Origin of the sequence: Amycolatopsis taiwanensis DSM 45107 (genome assembly GCF_000519205.1) — a bacterium.
Lineage (GTDB): Bacteria > Actinomycetota > Actinomycetes > Mycobacteriales > Pseudonocardiaceae > Amycolatopsis_E > Amycolatopsis_E taiwanensis.
Genome location: NZ_KI912601.1, coordinates 231,787 through 248,195, shown reverse-complemented (window position 1 = coordinate 248,195; position 16,409 = coordinate 231,787). Strand labels below are relative to the sequence as shown.

Sequence of the window (16,409 nt, the reverse complement as noted above, 5' to 3'; positions counted from 1 at the left end):
GTTCTACTTTGGCTGGGTGGCTTATAACATCGCGGATCTACTCGAGCACGCCGTCGACGCCGTGCCGGATCGCACCGCGGTCATCTGCGGTGACCGGCAGGTCACTTACGCACAACTGGACGAACACGCCAACCGGCTCGCCCACCATCTCGCTGCGCACGGCGTGGGCAAGGGTGATCACATCGGCGTGTATTCGCGAAACTCCATCGAGATGATCGAGGCGATGTTCGCGGCCTACAAGCTCCGCGCCGTCGCGGTGAACATCAATTACCGGTACGTGCACGGCGAGCTGAAATATCTGTTCGACAATGCCGACCTGGTCGCGCTCGTGCACGAGCGGCAATACGCGGACCGGGTCGCCGCGGTGCGCCGGGAGACCCCACAACTGAAACACGTTGTAGTCGTCGAAGACGGCAGCGACGCCGAATTCGAGGGTGTCGAATACGCCACCGCGCTGGCGGAGGGCTCCCCGGATCGGGACTTCGGCGAACGCAGCGCCGACGACCACTACATCCTCTACACCGGGGGCACCACCGGCTATCCCAAGGGAGTCGTGTGGCGGCACGAAGACGTCTGGCGCGCGCTCGGTGGTGGGATCGACTTCGTCACCGGCGAGTACGTGCCCGACGAGTGGGCCATGGCCGAGCAGGCCAAGCAGTACGGCCTCGTCCGCCTGCCCGCCGCGCCGTTGATCCACGGTGCCGCACAATGGGCCGCGTTCGGCGCCTTGTTCGCCGGTGGCACCGTGGTGTTCGTGCCGCAGTTCGACGCGGTCGACATCTGGCGGCGGGTCGTCGAGCACCGGGTCCAGGTGCTCACGATCGTGGGCGACGCGATGGCGCGGCCGCTGATCGAGGCATACCACCAGGGAGACTACGACGCGTCGTCGCTGGTCGCGGTGTCCAGCCACGCGGCGCTGTTCTCCCAGGCCGTCAAGCAGGAGTACCTCAAGACCTTCCCCAACGTCGTGCTCACCGACGCGATCGGATCGTCGGAGAGCGGGTTCACCGGCATGGGCATGGTGGCCAAGGACACCGACCACTCGGCCGGCCCGCGGGTCAACTTCGGCCGCGACGCGATCCTCGTCGACGAGGACAACCGCCCGGTGGCTCCGGAGCCCGGCGCGACCGGCCGCATCGCCCGCCGCGGTCACGTTCCCCTGGGCTACTACAAGGATCCCGGCAAGACGAAGCAGATCTTCGTCGAGATCGACGGTGCGCGGTACGTGATTCCCGGCGACTGGGCACGCTACGAGCAGGACGGCACGGTGACCCTGCTCGGCCGCGGGTCCCAGTGCGTCAACACCGGCGGTGAAAAGGTCTTCCCCGAAGAGGTCGAGGGCGCGCTGAAGTCGCATCCCGACGTGTTCGACGCGCTCGTCATCGGCCTTCCGGACGAGCGGCTCGGCCAGCGAGTGGGCGCGATCGTCCAGTCCCGGCCCGGCCACCTCCCGGACTGGGCGGCCCTCGACGAGCACGTGCGGCGGGAGCTCGCGGGCTACAAGGTGCCCCGCAGCATCTGGCTGGCCGAGGAGGTCGGCCGCCTGCCCAGCGGCAAGCCCGACTATCCGTGGGCGCAGAAGTACGCGGCCCAGCACAAACCCGCCGTCCAACCGTAGTTCGAGGAGGAGTCGATGCGCACCGCGCTGTGCGAGACGCTCGGTATCGAGTATCCGATCATCGGGTTCACCCCGTCCGAGCATGTGGCGGCGGCGATCAGCAACGCGGGCGGGCTCGGCGTGCTCGGCTGTGTCCGGTTCAACGACGCCGCAGAGCTGGACCGTGTGCTCGACTGGATGGACGCCAACACGAGCGGCCGGCCGTACGGCGTGGACGTGGTGATGCCCGCGAAGATCCCGGCCGAGGGCACGAGCGTGGACCTCGGCAAACTCATCCCGGACGAGCACCGGGCATTCGTGGCCCGGACGCTGCGCGAACTGGGGGTGCCCGAGCCGGCGGACGAAGCCGGACAGGCCGGGGTGCTGGGCTGGCTGCACTCGGTCGCGCGCTCGCATGTCGAGGTCGCGCTCCGGCATCCCATCAAGCTGATCGCCAACGCGTTGGGCTCGCCGCCGGTGGACGTGATCGAGCAGGCGCACGCTCACGGCGTTGGAGTGGCCGCGCTCGCCGGAAAGGTCGAGCACGCCCGGCGGCATGTCGGCAACGGGGTGGATTTCGTTGTCGCACAAGGATATGAGGCCGGCGGGCACACCGGCGAAATCGCGTCGATGGTGCTGCTCCCGGAGATCGTGGACGCGGTCGGCGACTCGGTTCCGGTGCTCGCCGCCGGCGGGATCGGCTCGGGCCGCCAGATCGCCGCCGCGCTCGCGCTCGGCGCGTCCGGGGCGTGGACGGGCTCGCTGTGGCTGGCCACCGAGGAGTACCTGCGGACCATGCCGGGCTCGGGCGCGATGCAGGCCGCACTGGTCGCGGCGACATCCTCGGACACCGTGCGAACCCGGATCTACACCGGCAAACCCGCGCGCCTCCTGCGAACCCGGTGGACTGAGGCGTGGGCGGCGCCGGACGCGCCGGAGCCACTACCCATGCCGCTGCAGAACCTGCTGGTGGCACCCGCCCACGACCGCCTGCAGGAAGCGAACGATCCGACGCTGGTGTCCATGCCGGCCGGGCAGATCGTCGGCCGGATCGACCGCGTCCGCCCGGTCGCGGAGATCGTCGGCGACCTGGTCCGCGACTACCAGGAAACCCTGGACCGCCTCGACAAAACCCGCTGAGATCTTCCCGGGTCGCTGTTGAAGCGCGGCTGGATCCCTGCACCCGGGCCAGGGCCCAGCCGGCCACCACTCAGGTGTCGCGGGGCGGCTTGTCCAGGGCGCCGGGCGGGCGGCTCTGTATCGCATCAGCGAGCTCCGCCCACGTTTCCGCCACTGTCACCCAGGGCGGAATCTCGCTCGGGGCTGTTTCATCGCCAAGCCCGCCGACGAACAGGTAACGGTGGCCGACTGTGGTCAGTCGCCTCAGGATGTCGAGGCGGTCGTCGACGAAGTGCGTGATGCGCAGCCGCGCACAGACCGGCGCTTTGTCGGCACGGTCACGAACGAAATGCAGGTTCTCGGTGGGGATGCCGGTGCGGTGGAAGAACTTGTGGTGGTGCAGCCACGCGATCACCCCGCCCACGTCCAGCCCGAGCACGGGAGAGTCGTTGCGATGTACTGGCCCATGGCCGGGGACGCGTCTTCCTCGCGGCAGCCGTTGCTTCCCGGTCTGCACCATCACCTTCACCTCGAACCGAACGTCGGAAAAGTCGACGAGTCTACAAAGGACGATCACCGGGACGACATCGGCGACCCGCCCCGCCAAGCGCCGCCAACGCTGTCGTTGACCATGTGCTAGCGCGCCCGGGTTCTGACGACCCAGGCGAGTGCGCCGACGGCCAGCATCGCGCAGCCGCTGACCACAGAGGACAGGGGCAGTGTGAAGGCGAGCACGACACAGCCGGCCAGCCCGACGGCCGGGATGGCGCGGCCGGCGCGCAGCGTCCAGGCGCTGGCGTTGGCGATCGCGTAGTAAGTGAGGACCGCGAACGACGAAAAGCCGATCGCGCCACGCAGGTCGGTGAAGGCGACGAGGAGGGCGACCACTACGCCGACGGCGATCTCCGCGTGGTGGGGCACGCCGTGACGCGGGTGCACCGCGGCGAGCGTGCGCGGCAGGTGGCCGTCGCGGGCCATGGCGAACGCGGTTCGCGACACGCCGAGCACGAGCGCGAGCAGCGAGCCCAGCGCCGCCAGCGCGGCCCCGGCGCGGACCACCGGCGACAGCCCGGACGGGACCGCCTGCGCCACCGGATCCGCGGCGGCACCGAGCGCGGCCGGGCCGAGTTGGAGCAGCAGCGCGATCGCGACCGCGGCGTACACCACGAGCGTGATGCCCAGCGCGATCGGGATCGCTCGCGGGATGGCGTGTTCCGGGTCGCGGACCTCTTCGCCGAGCGTCGCGATCCGCGCATACCCGGCGAAGGCGAAGAACAGCAGGCCTGCCGCCTGCAGGATGCCCAGCACGCCCGACCCGGGAAACGGTGACAGCCGCGACGCCGACGGGTCACCGGCGACACCGATCGCGACGACCGCGCCGGCCAGCACTAGCAGTGACACCGCGACGATCACGCGGGTGGCCAGCGCCGAGCGTTGTACGCCGAAGTAGTTCAGTGCCGTCAACGTGAGCACCGCCGCGGCGGCGATCGCGGACTGCCCGGCCCGCCCGAGACCGGGTGCGGTGTAGGCGGCCACGGTCAGGGCCATGGCCGCGCAACTCGCCGTCTTGCCGACGACGAAGCCCCAGCCGGCGAGATACCCCCAGAAGTCGCCGAGCCGTTCCCGGCCGTAGACGTAGGTTCCGCCGGACGACGGGTACCGGGCGGCCAGGCGCGCCGACGAGGTCGCATTGCAGTAGGCCACGACCGCCGCGATCGCCAACCCGATGAGCAGGCCCGCACCCGCGGCCCGCGCCGCCGGTGCGAACGCCGCGAACACCCCGGCCCCGATCATCGAACCGAGCCCGATCACTACCGCGTCGCCGGTGCCCAGGCGCCGCTCAAGCCGTTCCGTCACACGCCTATTCAACCGTGCAACCTTCCGCGTGGCTGTTCCGTCTTCGGTGGTATGAGGGGCACGTGGTGGAAATCTCTGTTGATCGGGTTCGGACTGACGCTCGCAGCGGCCTGCGGTGGCGGTCCGAGCGGCAATCCGACCCCGCCGGTGGGTGCACCACCCAGCGGGCCGCCGTCGTCGGTAACGCCGTCGCCGCCGGTTTCGCCACCCGGCGGGCCGCCGTCGCCGGCGCCGATGCCACCATCCGCGGCTCCGCCACCTGGCGGGCCGTCATCGCAGACGCCGCCCACCGACCGCGCGCCGGTGCTCCCGAGTCAGGTCGACTTCGGCGCGCTGCCGTCCGATTTTCCGCACGAGGTCTGGGTTTCCCGCGACGGGAAGACCCTCTACATCCGGGCGGAGGAAGGCGGCTGCGGCCAGGCCACCGCGGAGGTGCGCGAGCAGACGGCGCAACGGGTCGCGGTCGCTCTGGTCGAAAACCAGCCCCAGGCCAAGGGGCAGATGTGCCCGATGATCATCCGCTACCCGGTGGTGCAGGCGCAGCTGGCCGAACCGCTCGGCACGCGGCAGGTGGTCCTGACCATGGAGAAACGGCCGAACTGAGTCAGTGCTTGTTTGATAACCCGCCCACTACCTCCGGCGGCGGGTTCGAGGACTCACCTTGACCAGGGATCTGCCGGTTCCAGAACAGACTCCTCAGCTGCGGAAGCTGATCTGCAGCACCGGCTCCGACGTGGCCGCGAAGAAGTCGTTGCCCTTGTCGTCGACGACGATGAAAGCCGGGAAGTTCTCGACCTCGATCTTCCACACGGCTTCCATCCCCAGCTCCGGATACTCCAGGACCTCGACCTTCTTGATGCAGTCCTGGGCCAGCCGGGCCGCGGGGCCGCCGATCGAGCCGAGGTAGAACCCGCCGTGCCTCCGGCATGCCTCGGTGACCTGCTTCGACCGGTTTCCCTTGGCCAGCATGACCAGCGAGCCGCCCGCCGCCTGGAACTGCGCGACGTAGGAGTCCATGCGGCCGGCCGTGGTCGGGCCGAAGGAGCCCGACGCGTAGCCCTCCGGCGTCTTGGCCGGGCCGGCGTAATAGACCGGGTGATCGCGCAGGTACTGCGGCATCTCTTCGCCCGCTTCCAGCCGCTCGGCGATCTTCGCGTGCGCGATGTCCCGCGCCACCACCAGCGGTCCGGTCAGCGATAGCCGCGTCTTCACCGGCAGCGCCGAGAGACGCTCGCGGATCTCGGCCATCGGGAGGTTGAGGTCGATGCTGACCACCTCGTCGGAAAGCTCGTCCTCGGTGACCTCCGGCAGGAACCGGGCCGGGTCGCGTTCCAACTGTTCGATGAACACCCCGTCCGCGGTGATCTTCGCCTTGGCCTGCCGGTCCGCCGAACAGGACACGGCGATGCCGACCGGGCAGGACGCGCCGTGCCGGGGCAACCGGATCACGCGCACGTCGTGGCAGAAGTACTTGCCGCCGAACTGCGCGCCGATACCGAACTGGCGGGTCATCTCCAGCACCTGCTGCTCCAGGTCCACGTCCCGGAACCCGTGCCCCAGCGCCGAACCCTCGCGCGGCAGGTTGTCCAGGTACCGGGCCGAGGCGAGCTTGGCGACCTTGAGGTTGTACTCGGCCGACATGCCGCCCACCACGATGGCCAGGTGGTAGGGCGGGCAGGCGGCGGTGCCGAGGCTGCGCAGCTTCTCGTCCAGGAACCGGGCCAGCCGCTTCGGCGTGAGCACCGCCTTCGTCTCCTGGTACAGGAACGTCTTGTTCGCGCTGCCGCCCCCCTTGGCCATGAAGAGGAACTCATAGATTGGATCGTCTTGACCGCCGGTGCTGTTTCTGTGGAACAGCTCGATCTGCGCCGGCAGGTTGGTGCCGGTGTTGCGCTCTTCCCAGAAGTTCACCGGCGCCATCTGCGAGTAGCGCAGGTTGAGGTCCTGATACGCCTGGTAGATCCCGTGGGCGAGCGCCTTTTCGTCGTCACCGCCGGTGAGCACCCCCTCGCTGCGCTTGCCGATCACGATGGCGGTGCCGGTGTCCTGGCACATCGGCAGCACGCCGCCCGCGGAGATGGCGGCGTTGCGCAACAGGTCCATCGCGACGAACCGGTCGTTGCCGCTGGCCTCGGGGTCGTCGACGATCGCGCGCAGCTGCGCCAGGTGCGAGGAACGCAGCAGGTGCTGGATGTCGGTGACCGCCGTGCGCGCGAGTGTGGTCAGCGCGTCGGGTGAGACTTCGAGAAACCGGCGCCCCGCCGCCTCGACGACGCGCACCCCTTCGGAGGTCACCAACCGGTACTCGGTGTCGTGGTCGGGGGCGAGCGGCAGCACGTCGGTGTGCTGGAACGGCGTGGCGGTCATTCCGATCCCTTTCGAGCGTTCGGGTGCCAAGACGTTACCGCCCGCGCGCGCTCGTCGACAGCGCGGAGTGGCGGGAAAAGGTGTGAAAAAAATCGGAAGGCCGGGCCCACCCCGACGGACCCGACCTTCCGGGGAAAGCGGTTAGGGCGCACGGGTCACCCACCGCGAAGCATCAGCTCTTGGAAAGACGTAGCGTCCTCCCGTCTCGTTGCATCGAAGGTGGCGTGACCTACGTCATATGTCAATGCTGCCGAACGGGTGCTGGTGAATGCGCACCGTAACCGCTTCTCTTCAGCTCGCGTAGGCGCGCAGTCGCTCCGCGCGCTCGCCTTGGCGCAGCTTCGACATGACCTCGCGCTCGATCTGACGCACCCGCTCCCGGGACAGGCTGAAATGCCGGCCGATCTGGTCCAGGGTGCGCGGCTGCCCGTCGTCCAGGCCGTAGCGCAGCCGGATCACCTGCTGCTCCCGATCGTCCAGCGTGGCCAGCACCCGGCGCAGGTCGTCCTGCAGCAGCCCGGAAATGACGGCGCTTTCCGCGTCGGTCGCCTCGGAGTCCTCGATGAAGTCGCCCAGCGGGGCGTCTTCCTCGGTGCCGACCGGCATGTCCAGGCTCACCGGGTCGCGCGCGTGGTCGAGCAGATCCGAAACCTTTTCCGCCGAAATGCCGGATTCCGCGGCCAGTTCCTCGTGCGTGGCCTCCCGGCCGAGCTGCTGGTGCAGGTCCCGCTTGATCCGGGCGAGCTTGTTCACCTGCTCCACCAGATGCACCGGCAGCCGGATGGTGCGCCCCTGGTCGGCCATCCCGCGGGTGATCGCCTGCCGGATCCACCAGGTGGCGTAGGTGGAGAACTTGAAACCCTTGGAATAGTCGAACTTTTCGACCGCGCGGATCAGGCCCAGGTTCCCCTCCTGGATCAGGTCCAGCAGCGGCATGCCGCGTCCGGTGTAGCGCTTGGCGAGCGACACGACCAGCCGGAGGTTGGCCTCCAGCAGGTGGTTCTTGGCCCGGTGCCCGTCCAGCACCAGCGCCTTCAGTTCCCGGCGGCGCTCGGCGGTCAGGTTCTCCGCGGTGTCGAGCATGTGCTGGGCGAAGACGCCCGCTTCGATTCGCTTCGCGAGTTCGACCTCGTCGGCGGCGGTCAGCAGCGCGGTCTTGCCAATGCCGTTGAGGTAGACGCGAACCAGATCCGCCGCCGGGCCCTGGGCGTCGAGATCGGCGTCCAGGCTCGGCTGAACGGGTACGCTGGTCTCAAGAGCCGAATCGAGAACCGGCTCGGGAATCGAATCCTGTTCGCGGATGCTGCGAGTGTTGCGCTCGAGGGTCGGTGCTGACATGTTCGGCCTCCCCGGTCACGGGCTGACACGTCGCGCGCGTCATACCGGCTGTGCTTCGCGAAGCGGACCTGTGGAACCCGGTTCGCGAGTCCAGCTTGCTGGCTGGACATTCGGGTCAACGCTGTGGAACCGCGATTCGTTCCCGAGTCCGCGAAAAGCCACCACTTTCCTCGGGGTGGCGCTCGACCAAACCTGAGGTTTTCCTGAGGAAAAATGGTCTAAACCACAAGTCAAACCTCGACGAGAACCGTGAAGGGTCCGTCGTTCACGCTCCGTACCGCCATCATCGCGCCAAATGTGCCGGTGCTCACCCGTGCGCCGCGCCCGCGTAGTTCCGTGACTACGGAATCGAACAGTTTCGCGGCCAGTTCCGGCCGCGCCGCCGCCGTCCACGATGGACGGCGGCCTTTACGGGTGTCTCCATACAATGTGAATTGGCTCACCAGCAACAACGGCGCCCCGGTCGCCGCGCACGACTGCTCGTCGCGCAGGATGCGGAGCTCGTGCAGTTTGCGCGCCATGACGGGAGCCTTTCCGAGCCCGTCGTCGGCGTGGACGCCGAGCAGCACCAGCAGGCCGGGCTCGTCGATGGCGCCGACGACCGTCCCATCCACCGTGACGTCGGCCTCGGTGACCCGGGCGACCACCGCCCTCATGCTTGCTCCTCTTTCTCCGCGAGTAAGGCTGTGCGGCCACGGCTCGATGCCACCGGGCTCACGCTGGCTCCAGCATCCCGTGCCGCACCAGCTCGCGGATCATCGGCAGCGCCGCCGCGGTGAGTTCGCCTGCCGGGCGGCCGTGCGCCGCGGCCAGCAGTTCGAGCAGGTCGGACAGCGGGAGCGCGCCCTGGCAGCCGGCCAACAACGCGGCGGCCAGCTCGTCGACATCGTGCTGCCACCCAGGCCCGTCGGTGCGGTGGAGCCTGCGCACGGACGCCTCCCAGCCCTCGACGCCGAGCTGGTCGACGCGTTCGAGCAGCACCGTCGGCGGCACGCGGAACCGCGTTTCGAGCAGCTCACCGTCGTGCTCGCGCAGCCAGTCCACCCGGTCCAGCCAGGTGCCCGCCTCGGGGCCGAGCGGGTCGTCGTAGGACTGTCGCAGGTCCTCGCAGACCACGGTGGCATGTGCCACGCCCGCCCGGCGCAGCGTCACGAAACCGAATCCGACGCCGTCGACTTTCTCGTCGGCGAACCAGTCGAGCCAGGCGGCGCCCTTCGCCCGCCCCTCCGCGGAGCGCGGGTCGATGCCGGCGTCACGCAGCCAGGTGCCGACGTACAGGGCAGGGTCGGCGACGTCACGCTGCACGAACCACGCGTCGGTGCCCGGCGGCAGCCACCGCTGCACCCGGTCGGCCCAGTCCTCTCCCTTGACGTGCAGCCACGACGCGAGCAACTGGCCCACTCCGCCGTCGGTCAGGAAGGCCGGCAACTGCCGGACGACGAGCGCGCTGGCGTCGTCACCGGCAAGACCCGAATCACGGTAGGTGTAGTCGACCCGTGGCGGGCCGACGACGAACGGCGGGTTGCACACGATCTGGTCGAACGTCCGGCGAGCCACCGGCGCAAACCATTCACCACGCAGCAACTCGACGTCGAGTTCGTTGAGCCGGAAGGTCGCGTCCGCCAGCGCGAGCGCCCGCGCGGACACGTCGGTCGCGGTGACGCGCCGGGCGTGCCTGGCCGCGTGCAGCGCCTGCACACCGTTGCCGGTGCCGAGGTCGAGCAGGGTGTCCACCGGGCGCCGGATGGTGGCGCGGATGAGGCTCAGCGAGGCGTGCCCGACCCCCAGCACGTGGTCCGGCCGTACCTGGCCGCCCGACTGGTCCGAGTCCAGGTCCGACAGCACCCACCAGGAGCCCGTCTCGTCCCCGTGCGGGCGCAGGTCGAGCCCGGCGCGCAGCAGGTCGTCTCCGCGCACGAGGCCGGCCTCGATCGCGTCGTCCAGGCTCACCGGTGCGATCGCCGACCGCACCGCCGCACGCGGCTCGGCCCCGCCGAGCAGGAACAGGCGGATCAGCGTGCCGAGGTCACCCGCGTCCCGGCTGGCGCGGTCGGCCGGCTCCGGCTCGCCCCGGCCGAGCGCGGCATGGGCGGCACCGCCCAGCACGGACAGCACGCCATCCGCGTCGTAGCCGGTGCGGTGCAGCGCCTCGCGCAGCCGTGCGCACAGCTCGTCCGAAAACCGGGGCCCAGCGAAGGAAGTATCGACGCTCACGACGGGTAATCATCCCACGTGCCACCGAGCCCGGCCCAGGACAGGCGGCCCTGTGCTGAGATGGGCCATGGTCGCACACAGGAAGGTGTCATCGTGACCGCTCGGGACGTTCTCGCCTCGCTCGAGCCCTTGTTGCCGGAGCTGGAGGCGCTCTACCGGGACCTGCACGCGCACCCGGAGCTGTCCTTTGCCGAGCACCGCACGGCAGCGGCGCTGGCGCGCCGGCTGACCGGCTACGAGGTGCGTACCGGCGTCGGCGGCACGGGCGTGCTCGGCGTGTTACGCAACGGGCCAGGCCCGACCGTGATGCTGCGCGCGGACATCGACGCCCTCCCGGTGGAGGAGCAGACGGGACTGGACTACGCGAGCACGGTGCGCGCACCCGACACCGAGGGCAACGAGGTGCCGGTGATGCACGCCTGCGGGCACGACATGCACGCCACCTGGCTCAGCGGCGCGGCCACGCTGCTGGCCGCGTCCCGGCACACCTGGGGCGGCACCCTGCTCGTCGCGTTCCAGCCCGGCGAGGAGGCGGGCGACGGCGCCACGGCGATGGTCCGTGATGGGGTATTCGACGTGGCGGGCCGGCCCGACGTGGTACTCGGCCAGCACCTGGTGCCCGGCGGCGCCGGCTGGGTGCTCACCCGGCCCGGCGTGATCATGGCGGCCACCGACGCGCTGCGCATCGTCCTGCACGGGCGGGGCGGGCACGGCGCGCGGCCGGAGAGCACCGTCGATCCGGTGGTGCTGGCCGCGTCGATCGTGCTGCGCCTGCAGACGATCGTCTCCCGCGAGATCGCTGCGACCGAGTCCGCCGTGGTGACGGTCGGGTCGCTGCACGCGGGAACCGCGCACAACGTGATTCCGGACCGGGCCGTGCTGGAGGTGAGCGTGCGCGCGTTCGACGAGACCGTGCGGCGCAAGGTGGTGGCCGCGATCGGGCGAATCGTGCATGGCGAATCCGCCGCGGCCGGTGTGTCCCGGCCGCCGGAGATCACCCGGATCTCGGGTTTCGGGGTGACCGTGAACGACGAGGCCACCAACACCCGGCTGACCGGGGCCTTCCGCGGGTACTTCGGCGGCGAGCGGGTGCTGGAGGCGCCGCTGGTCACCGGCAGCGAGGACTTCGGCGAGTTCGGCCGGGCCGCCGCGGCGCCCTCGGTGTTCTGGCTGGTCGGCGGCATGGACACCGCAGCCGTGCGGCAGGCGGTGGCCGCCGGGCGGTTCGAGCAGGACATCCCGTCCAACCACTCGCCGCTGTTCGCGCCCGTGCTGCACCCGACGCTGCGTACCGGCGTGGAAACCCTGGTCGTGGCGGCGCTGGAGTTTCTCTCGGTACCCGATGCGATCGTGGCCAGGTGAGGTGAAGCCTCCCGGCCGGAGACAGGAAGGCATTTCGCTGCTGGGCAACCGGTTTCACCGCGTCGCGTCCGGCGACCGTCCAAATCGGACGCGTTCGGCCACCGCCGGCCGGATCAGCGCCTGTCGGGGCGGGCCGTCCGTCGATCGGAACAGCCCCTGGGGTATCGCGTGGCCGATGGGAGTGGGAGCATGGACGGCGGAGGTGGTCGCAGTGAACAGGTCTCCCCGGCGCACCGGGGAAGAGGCCGACCCGGTGCTCATCACCGAGGCCGCCCCCTCCTACGACGACCAGCACGCGGCGCGCAAGCGGAAGTACATGCTCATGATGTCGCTTCGCTTCCCGTGCCTGATCCTGGCCGGCATCTTCTATCACACGTGGTGGCTCGCGCTGCTGTTCGTGGCCCTGTCGGTCCCGTTGCCCTGGGTCGCGGTGCTGATCGCCAACGACCGCCCGCCGCGCAAGGCCGAGGAGGTCAACCGGTACCGGCACGAGGCGCGCGCCATCGAAGGGCACAGCCATCCGGTGATCGACGGCTGAAACCGCCGCCGGGCGTTCGCCAGGATCAGTGGAACTCCCAGCGGGTGGGCGAGCCGGGGAAGTCACACTCGCGGAGCGCGAAGGCCCACCTGGGTCGCACTCGTACGGTGGCGTTGCACGCCGGGTCGAGGAACTCGATCGTGTAGCCGGTGCGGTACTTGTCGTTCATGATCGCCATGAACGTCCGCAGCGACGTCGAATCCTTCATCACCCGTGCGGTTCCCTCGATCACGACTGGGTTCAGCGCGTCGTCGGTGGCGACGGAGACCGCGGAGCCCGCGCGAATGTTGCGGATCTTGCGGGCATGCAGCGAGGAGGAGAACCACAACGCCTCGTCGTGCCACACCGCCCACACGGGCATCAGATGCGGGCGGCCGTCCGGCCAGACCGTCGACAGCCAGTAGTCGTGGGAGTCACGAAGTCGTTTCAGCGCCCAGGACCACGGAAGCAGACCGGACCCCTCATCCGGTGGCAGCGTTCCGTATCCGGGCATGTACGGACGGCTCGCGCGTGGTTCGGGCATCTGGAGGTCACTTCCCTCGGCCCGAACATACCGCGCCCGGCCGTATCATGTGCACATGAGCACAGCGACGACGTTGCCCGAGGTCGACACCCGTCCGGAAGGCACGGACAGCACCGACAGCGACGAACCCAAGGTCTTCCACTACGTGCGCAAGGAGAAGATCGCCGAAAGCGCGGTCATGGGGACGCACGTGGTGGCGCTGTGCGGCGAGGTCTTCCCGGTGACCAAATCGCCCAAGCCCGGCTCGCCGGTCTGCCCGGCGTGCAAGGAGATCTACCAGGGCCTGAAGCCGGGCCCCGGCGGCGAGTGACGCTCAGCTTTTCGCGCGCGATCCGCCACTGACCGCTACGCGATCGCGACCATGAGCGCAAGCCCCAGTGTGGATGAGTGACCCGTCACTGTCGAAATACGGCAATAAACGGGTCACTCAGGCGTTTCAGGGCTTCCGTTCGCGGCTTTCGCTGGGGGGCTGCTCTGGTTCCGGAGCTTCACTGTCTTGGGCCGGTTCGGCCACCTCCTGCTGGGGCCGGCGCAGCGGCGCGGTGGTGCGCTCCCAGAGGCTGCCGTCCCGAGTCGACCGCAGCCGCTCGTTCAGCCGTTCCAGTTCCAGGCGGTGCCACTTCCGCCGCTGCCGCCGTGTCATCTTCGCCGGCCACAGCTCCTGGATCGCGCTGTTGAAGTACGCGCCGCCGACCACCGCCAGCCCGATGAAGAAGGTGAACAACAGCCAGGCGATCGGGGTGGCGAGCGCGCCGTAGGTGTAGCCGGTGCTGGTGATCCAGGTCAGGTAGATCCGCAGCCCGACACTGGACAGCAGGAAGATCACCATCGCCAGCACCGCGCCGGGCAGCCCGCGGTGCCAGGGCAGCCGGCGGGGCAGCGCCAGCTTGTACAGCGTGGCCAGCGCGAGCACCAGCACCACGCCCAGCACCGGGTAGTACAGCGCGCTGGTCCAGTTCGAGACGGTGGGCTTCCAGTCGTCCGGGAAGAAGTCGGCCAGCAGGTCCGGCCCGATCGCGATCAGCGGCAGCCCGATCACCAGCAGGATCAGCCCGGCCAGATACAGCAGCAGGGCGAAGATCCGTTGCCACACCTCGTTGCGCACCCCGTACTGGTCGTGCGCCACCGTGATCGCGTCCACGAACGACGACATCGCCGAGGAACCCGCCCACAGCGAGATCAGGAAGCCGACCGAGACGATCTCGCCCTTGCCGGTGGTGAGGATGTCGTTCACCGTCGGCTCGATGATCTGGGTGACCACGTTGTTGGTGAACACGCGGTGACAGAACGAAATGATCCGGTCGTGCACCGTGTTGACGAACCCCTCGCCGAACCAGTCCCGCATGAAGCCGAGACTGCCCAGCAACCCGAGTAACAGCGGGGGCAGCGACAGTGTCTGCCAGAACGCGGCCTCGGCGGACTCGGCGAAGATGTTGCCGTCCCAAGCCTTGCCCAGGGTCCGCGTGATCAACAGTCGCGCGCCCTTGCGTGCCGGCCTCGGCTCGCCGCCGGGTTTTGTCGTGCTCATCGCACTTCCCAGGATGCTGCATCCGCAGTGATTTGGCCCGCTGCCGCCGCGGCGTGTTCGTCTGCGCCCTCCTCGCGGCCGCCGGGTAGTCTCCTTCGGGCGCCCCCATCGCAGCCCGGCAGCGGAGCCGGGTGCTGCGTTCTTACTGGGGGCCTTCGCATGTCGCGTTCCCGATCGGCGAGAGGAGGGGGAGGAGTCCTTGACGGACACGGCCCAGCGTAACGGGAGCTACACGGCTCCTGAGCCCCAGCACGATGCCACAGCTCGCCCGCTGCGTGCCTGGCAGCGCCGAGCCCTGACGAAGTACCTCACCACCAGGCCGCAGGACTTCCTCGCGGTCGCCACGCCGGGTGCGGGCAAGACGGTGTTCGGGCTGCGTGTCGCGGCCGAGCTGCTGACCGACCGGACGGTCGAGTCGATCACCATCGTCACCCCGACCGAGCACCTCAAGCACCAGTGGGCCGCTTCGGCCGCGCTGTCCGGCATCGCCATCGATTCCAACTACCGCAACGGCCAGGGCGCGACCTCCTCGGACTACCAGGGGGTCGCGCTGACCTACGCCCAGGTGGCCGCGCATCCCACGCTGCACCGGGTGCGCACGGAGAACCGCAAGACGCTGGTCATCCTGGACGAGATCCACCACGGCGGCGACGCCAAGTCCTGGGGCGACGCGGTGCGAGAGGCGTTCACGCCCGCCGTGCGCCGCCTGGCGCTGACCGGGACGCCGTTTCGCAGCGACGATTCGCCGATCCCGTTCATCTCCTACGAACCCGACGGCGACGGCGCGCTGCGCAGCAAGCCGGACCACTCCTACGGCTACGCCGACGCGCTCGCGGACGGCGTCGTGCGGCCCGTGGTGTTCCTGGCGTATTCGGGCGAGGCGTCCTGGCGGACCAACGCGGGCGAGGAGTTCACCGCACGGCTGGGGGAGCCGCTGACCGCGGAACAGACCGCACGGGCCTGGCGCACCGCGCTGGACCCCGGCGGTGAGTGGATTCCCTCGGTGCTGCGGGCCGCCGACACCCGCCTGGAGCAGGTGCGCGGCGGTGGCATTCCCGACGCCGGGGGCCTGGTGATCGCGACCGACCAGGAGTCCGCGCGCGCCTACGCGAAGCTGCTGCGCGAGATCAACGGCGAGACGCCGACGGTGGTGCTTTCCGACGATCCCGGGGCCACCAAGCGGATCGGCGAGTTCTCCGAGTCGCGCGACCGCTGGCTGGTCGCGGTCCGGATGGTGTCCGAAGGCGTCGACGTGCCCCGGCTGGCGGTCGGTGTGTACGCGACCAGCGCGTCGACCCCGCTGTTCTTCGCGCAGGCCATCGGCCGGTTCGTGCGCTCACGCGCGAAGGGCGAGACGGCCAGCGTGTTCCTGCCCAGCGTGCCGGTGCTGCTCGAGCTGGCCAGCGAGCTGGAGGCCGAACGCGATCACGTGCTCGGCAAGCCCCACCGGGAAAAGGACGGCTGGGACGACGAGCTGCTCGCCAACGCGAACCGCACCGAGGACGAGCCCGGCGAGGAGGAGAAGGCGTTCACTTCGCTGGGCGCCTCCGCCGAGCTGGACCAGGTCATCTACGACGGAAACTCCTTCGGCACGGCGGTGTTCTCCGGCAGCGACGAGGAGCAGGAGTACCTCGGCCTGCCCGGCCTGCTCGAACCCGAGCAGGTCCGCGCGCTGCTGCGCAAACGGCAGGAGGAGCAACTCGCCGATGTGAAACGACGTAAGCCCGCGAAGGAAGAGGCACCGGCGCCCGCGCCGAAACCGCAGTCGGTTTCCGAACGTATCGCCGCGCTGCGCAAGGAACTGAACGCACTGGTCGGGATGTACCACCACCGGACGAAAAAGCCGCACGGTGCGATTCACAGCGAACTGCGCCGCGTCTGCGGTGGCCCGCCGACCGCGATGGCCTCCGTCGAGCAGCTCGAGGAACGCATCGTCACGCTCCGGTCTTGGTAGAAACAGCTCAGG

At 69.6% G+C, this 16,409-nt stretch carries 15 protein-coding genes; 7 read left to right on the top strand and 8 right to left on the bottom strand.

The window, feature by feature from the left end; genetic code table 11:
- Positions 1–16 precede the first annotated feature (16 nt).
- The gene (locus tag A3CU_RS0140675) at positions 17–1,618 is read left to right on the top strand and encodes an acyl-CoA synthetase (RefSeq protein ID WP_211246637.1); all 1,602 of its coding nucleotides are present in this window, start codon (positions 17–19) and stop codon (positions 1,616–1,618) included.
- A 15-nt stretch (positions 1,619–1,633) separates the two neighbouring features.
- Entirely contained in the window at positions 1,634–2,737 is a 1,104-nt protein-coding gene (locus A3CU_RS0140670; RefSeq protein ID WP_027947063.1) for an NAD(P)H-dependent flavin oxidoreductase, read from the top strand.
- Between the two features lie 70 nt (positions 2,738–2,807).
- Here A3CU_RS0140670 and A3CU_RS49240 read toward each other — a convergent pair whose 3' ends face one another.
- Together A3CU_RS49240 and A3CU_RS0140655 are read right to left on the bottom strand one after the other, a co-directional pair.
- A complete protein-coding gene (locus A3CU_RS49240) occupies positions 2,808–3,323 on the bottom strand; it encodes a hypothetical protein (RefSeq protein ID WP_156960807.1) in 516 nt (171 codons plus the stop codon).
- A gap of 29 nt (positions 3,324–3,352) precedes the next feature.
- Positions 3,353–4,573 carry an APC family permease gene (locus A3CU_RS0140655; protein WP_052373039.1) on the bottom strand — a complete coding sequence of 407 codons (1,221 nt, stop codon included), beginning with the start codon at positions 4,571–4,573 and terminating at the stop codon, positions 3,353–3,355.
- A gap of 303 nt (positions 4,574–4,876) precedes the next feature.
- On the opposite strand from A3CU_RS0140655, the gene A3CU_RS55015 reads away from it, so the two are divergent.
- The gene (locus A3CU_RS55015) at positions 4,877–5,176 is read left to right on the top strand and encodes a hypothetical protein (protein WP_245617549.1); all 300 of its coding nucleotides are present in this window, start codon (positions 4,877–4,879) and stop codon (positions 5,174–5,176) included.
- A 93-nt stretch (positions 5,177–5,269) separates the two neighbouring features.
- On the opposite strand, the gene A3CU_RS0140645 is transcribed toward A3CU_RS55015, so the two are convergent.
- The 4 genes from A3CU_RS0140645 to A3CU_RS0140630 form a co-directional block, all read right to left on the bottom strand.
- Complete coding sequence (locus A3CU_RS0140645; RefSeq protein WP_027947059.1) at positions 5,270–6,940, bottom strand: fumarate hydratase; 1,671 nt, start codon at positions 6,938–6,940, stop codon at positions 5,270–5,272.
- Between the two features lie 291 nt (positions 6,941–7,231).
- Positions 7,232–8,278: a sigma-70 family RNA polymerase sigma factor gene (locus tag A3CU_RS0140640; protein WP_027947058.1), complete on the bottom strand. Its 1,047-nt coding sequence runs from the start codon at positions 8,276–8,278 to the stop codon at positions 7,232–7,234.
- A 230-nt stretch (positions 8,279–8,508) separates the two neighbouring features.
- Positions 8,509–8,934, bottom strand: a complete 426-nt coding sequence (gene dtd / locus A3CU_RS0140635) for a D-aminoacyl-tRNA deacylase (protein ID WP_027947057.1) — start codon at positions 8,932–8,934, stop codon at positions 8,509–8,511.
- Between the two features lie 58 nt (positions 8,935–8,992).
- Entirely contained in the window at positions 8,993–10,492 is a 1,500-nt protein-coding gene (locus A3CU_RS0140630; RefSeq protein WP_043844223.1) for a DUF7782 domain-containing protein, read from the bottom strand.
- 93 nt (positions 10,493–10,585) lie between these two features.
- Between A3CU_RS0140630 and A3CU_RS0140625 the strand changes: the two genes are divergently transcribed.
- Both A3CU_RS0140625 and A3CU_RS0140620 read left to right on the top strand, forming a co-directional pair.
- Entirely contained in the window at positions 10,586–11,854 is a 1,269-nt protein-coding gene (locus A3CU_RS0140625) for an amidohydrolase (RefSeq protein WP_027947055.1), read from the top strand.
- Between the two features lie 202 nt (positions 11,855–12,056).
- Positions 12,057–12,392, top strand: coding sequence for a DUF3099 domain-containing protein (locus tag A3CU_RS0140620; protein ID WP_052373100.1), 336 nt, complete (start codon positions 12,057–12,059; stop codon positions 12,390–12,392).
- A 25-nt stretch (positions 12,393–12,417) separates the two neighbouring features.
- Here the strand turns inward: A3CU_RS0140620 and A3CU_RS0140615 are convergent, their stop codons facing one another.
- Entirely contained in the window at positions 12,418–12,915 is a 498-nt protein-coding gene (locus A3CU_RS0140615; protein ID WP_027947053.1) for a pyridoxamine 5'-phosphate oxidase family protein, read from the bottom strand.
- 55 nt (positions 12,916–12,970) lie between these two features.
- Here A3CU_RS0140615 and A3CU_RS0140610 point away from each other — a divergent pair, with 55 nt between their 5' ends.
- Positions 12,971–13,225 (top strand): DUF3039 domain-containing protein, encoded by a 255-nt coding sequence (locus A3CU_RS0140610; RefSeq protein ID WP_027947052.1) that lies wholly within the window; start codon positions 12,971–12,973, stop codon positions 13,223–13,225.
- A gap of 126 nt (positions 13,226–13,351) precedes the next feature.
- Here A3CU_RS0140610 and A3CU_RS49235 read toward each other — a convergent pair whose 3' ends face one another.
- Positions 13,352–14,443 (bottom strand): YihY/virulence factor BrkB family protein, encoded by a 1,092-nt coding sequence (locus A3CU_RS49235; protein ID WP_052373037.1) that lies wholly within the window; start codon positions 14,441–14,443, stop codon positions 13,352–13,354.
- 199 nt (positions 14,444–14,642) lie between these two features.
- Here A3CU_RS49235 and A3CU_RS0140600 point away from each other — a divergent pair, with 199 nt between their 5' ends.
- Complete coding sequence (locus tag A3CU_RS0140600; protein ID WP_027947051.1) at positions 14,643–16,397, top strand: DEAD/DEAH box helicase; 1,755 nt, start codon at positions 14,643–14,645, stop codon at positions 16,395–16,397.
- Positions 16,398–16,409 lie beyond the last annotated feature (12 nt).

Bases quoted from the DNA above. Each gene is read 5' to 3' on its own strand.
- A3CU_RS0140670 (WP_027947063.1), top strand. From the start codon at position 1,634: ATGCGCACCGCGCTGTGCGAGACGCTCGGTATCGAGTATCCGATCATC.
- A3CU_RS0140645 (WP_027947059.1), bottom strand. From the start codon at position 6,940: ATGACCGCCACGCCGTTCCAGCACACCGACGTGCTGCCGCTCGCCCCC.
- A3CU_RS0140640 (WP_027947058.1), bottom strand. From the start codon at position 8,278: ATGTCAGCACCGACCCTCGAGCGCAACACTCGCAGCATCCGCGAACAG.
- dtd (WP_027947057.1), bottom strand. From the start codon at position 8,934: ATGAGGGCGGTGGTCGCCCGGGTCACCGAGGCCGACGTCACGGTGGAT.
- A3CU_RS0140615 (WP_027947053.1), bottom strand. From the start codon at position 12,915: ATGCCCGAACCACGCGCGAGCCGTCCGTACATGCCCGGATACGGAACG.
- A3CU_RS0140610 (WP_027947052.1), top strand. From the start codon at position 12,971: ATGAGCACAGCGACGACGTTGCCCGAGGTCGACACCCGTCCGGAAGGC.
- A3CU_RS49235 (WP_052373037.1), bottom strand. From the start codon at position 14,443: ATGAGCACGACAAAACCCGGCGGCGAGCCGAGGCCGGCACGCAAGGGC.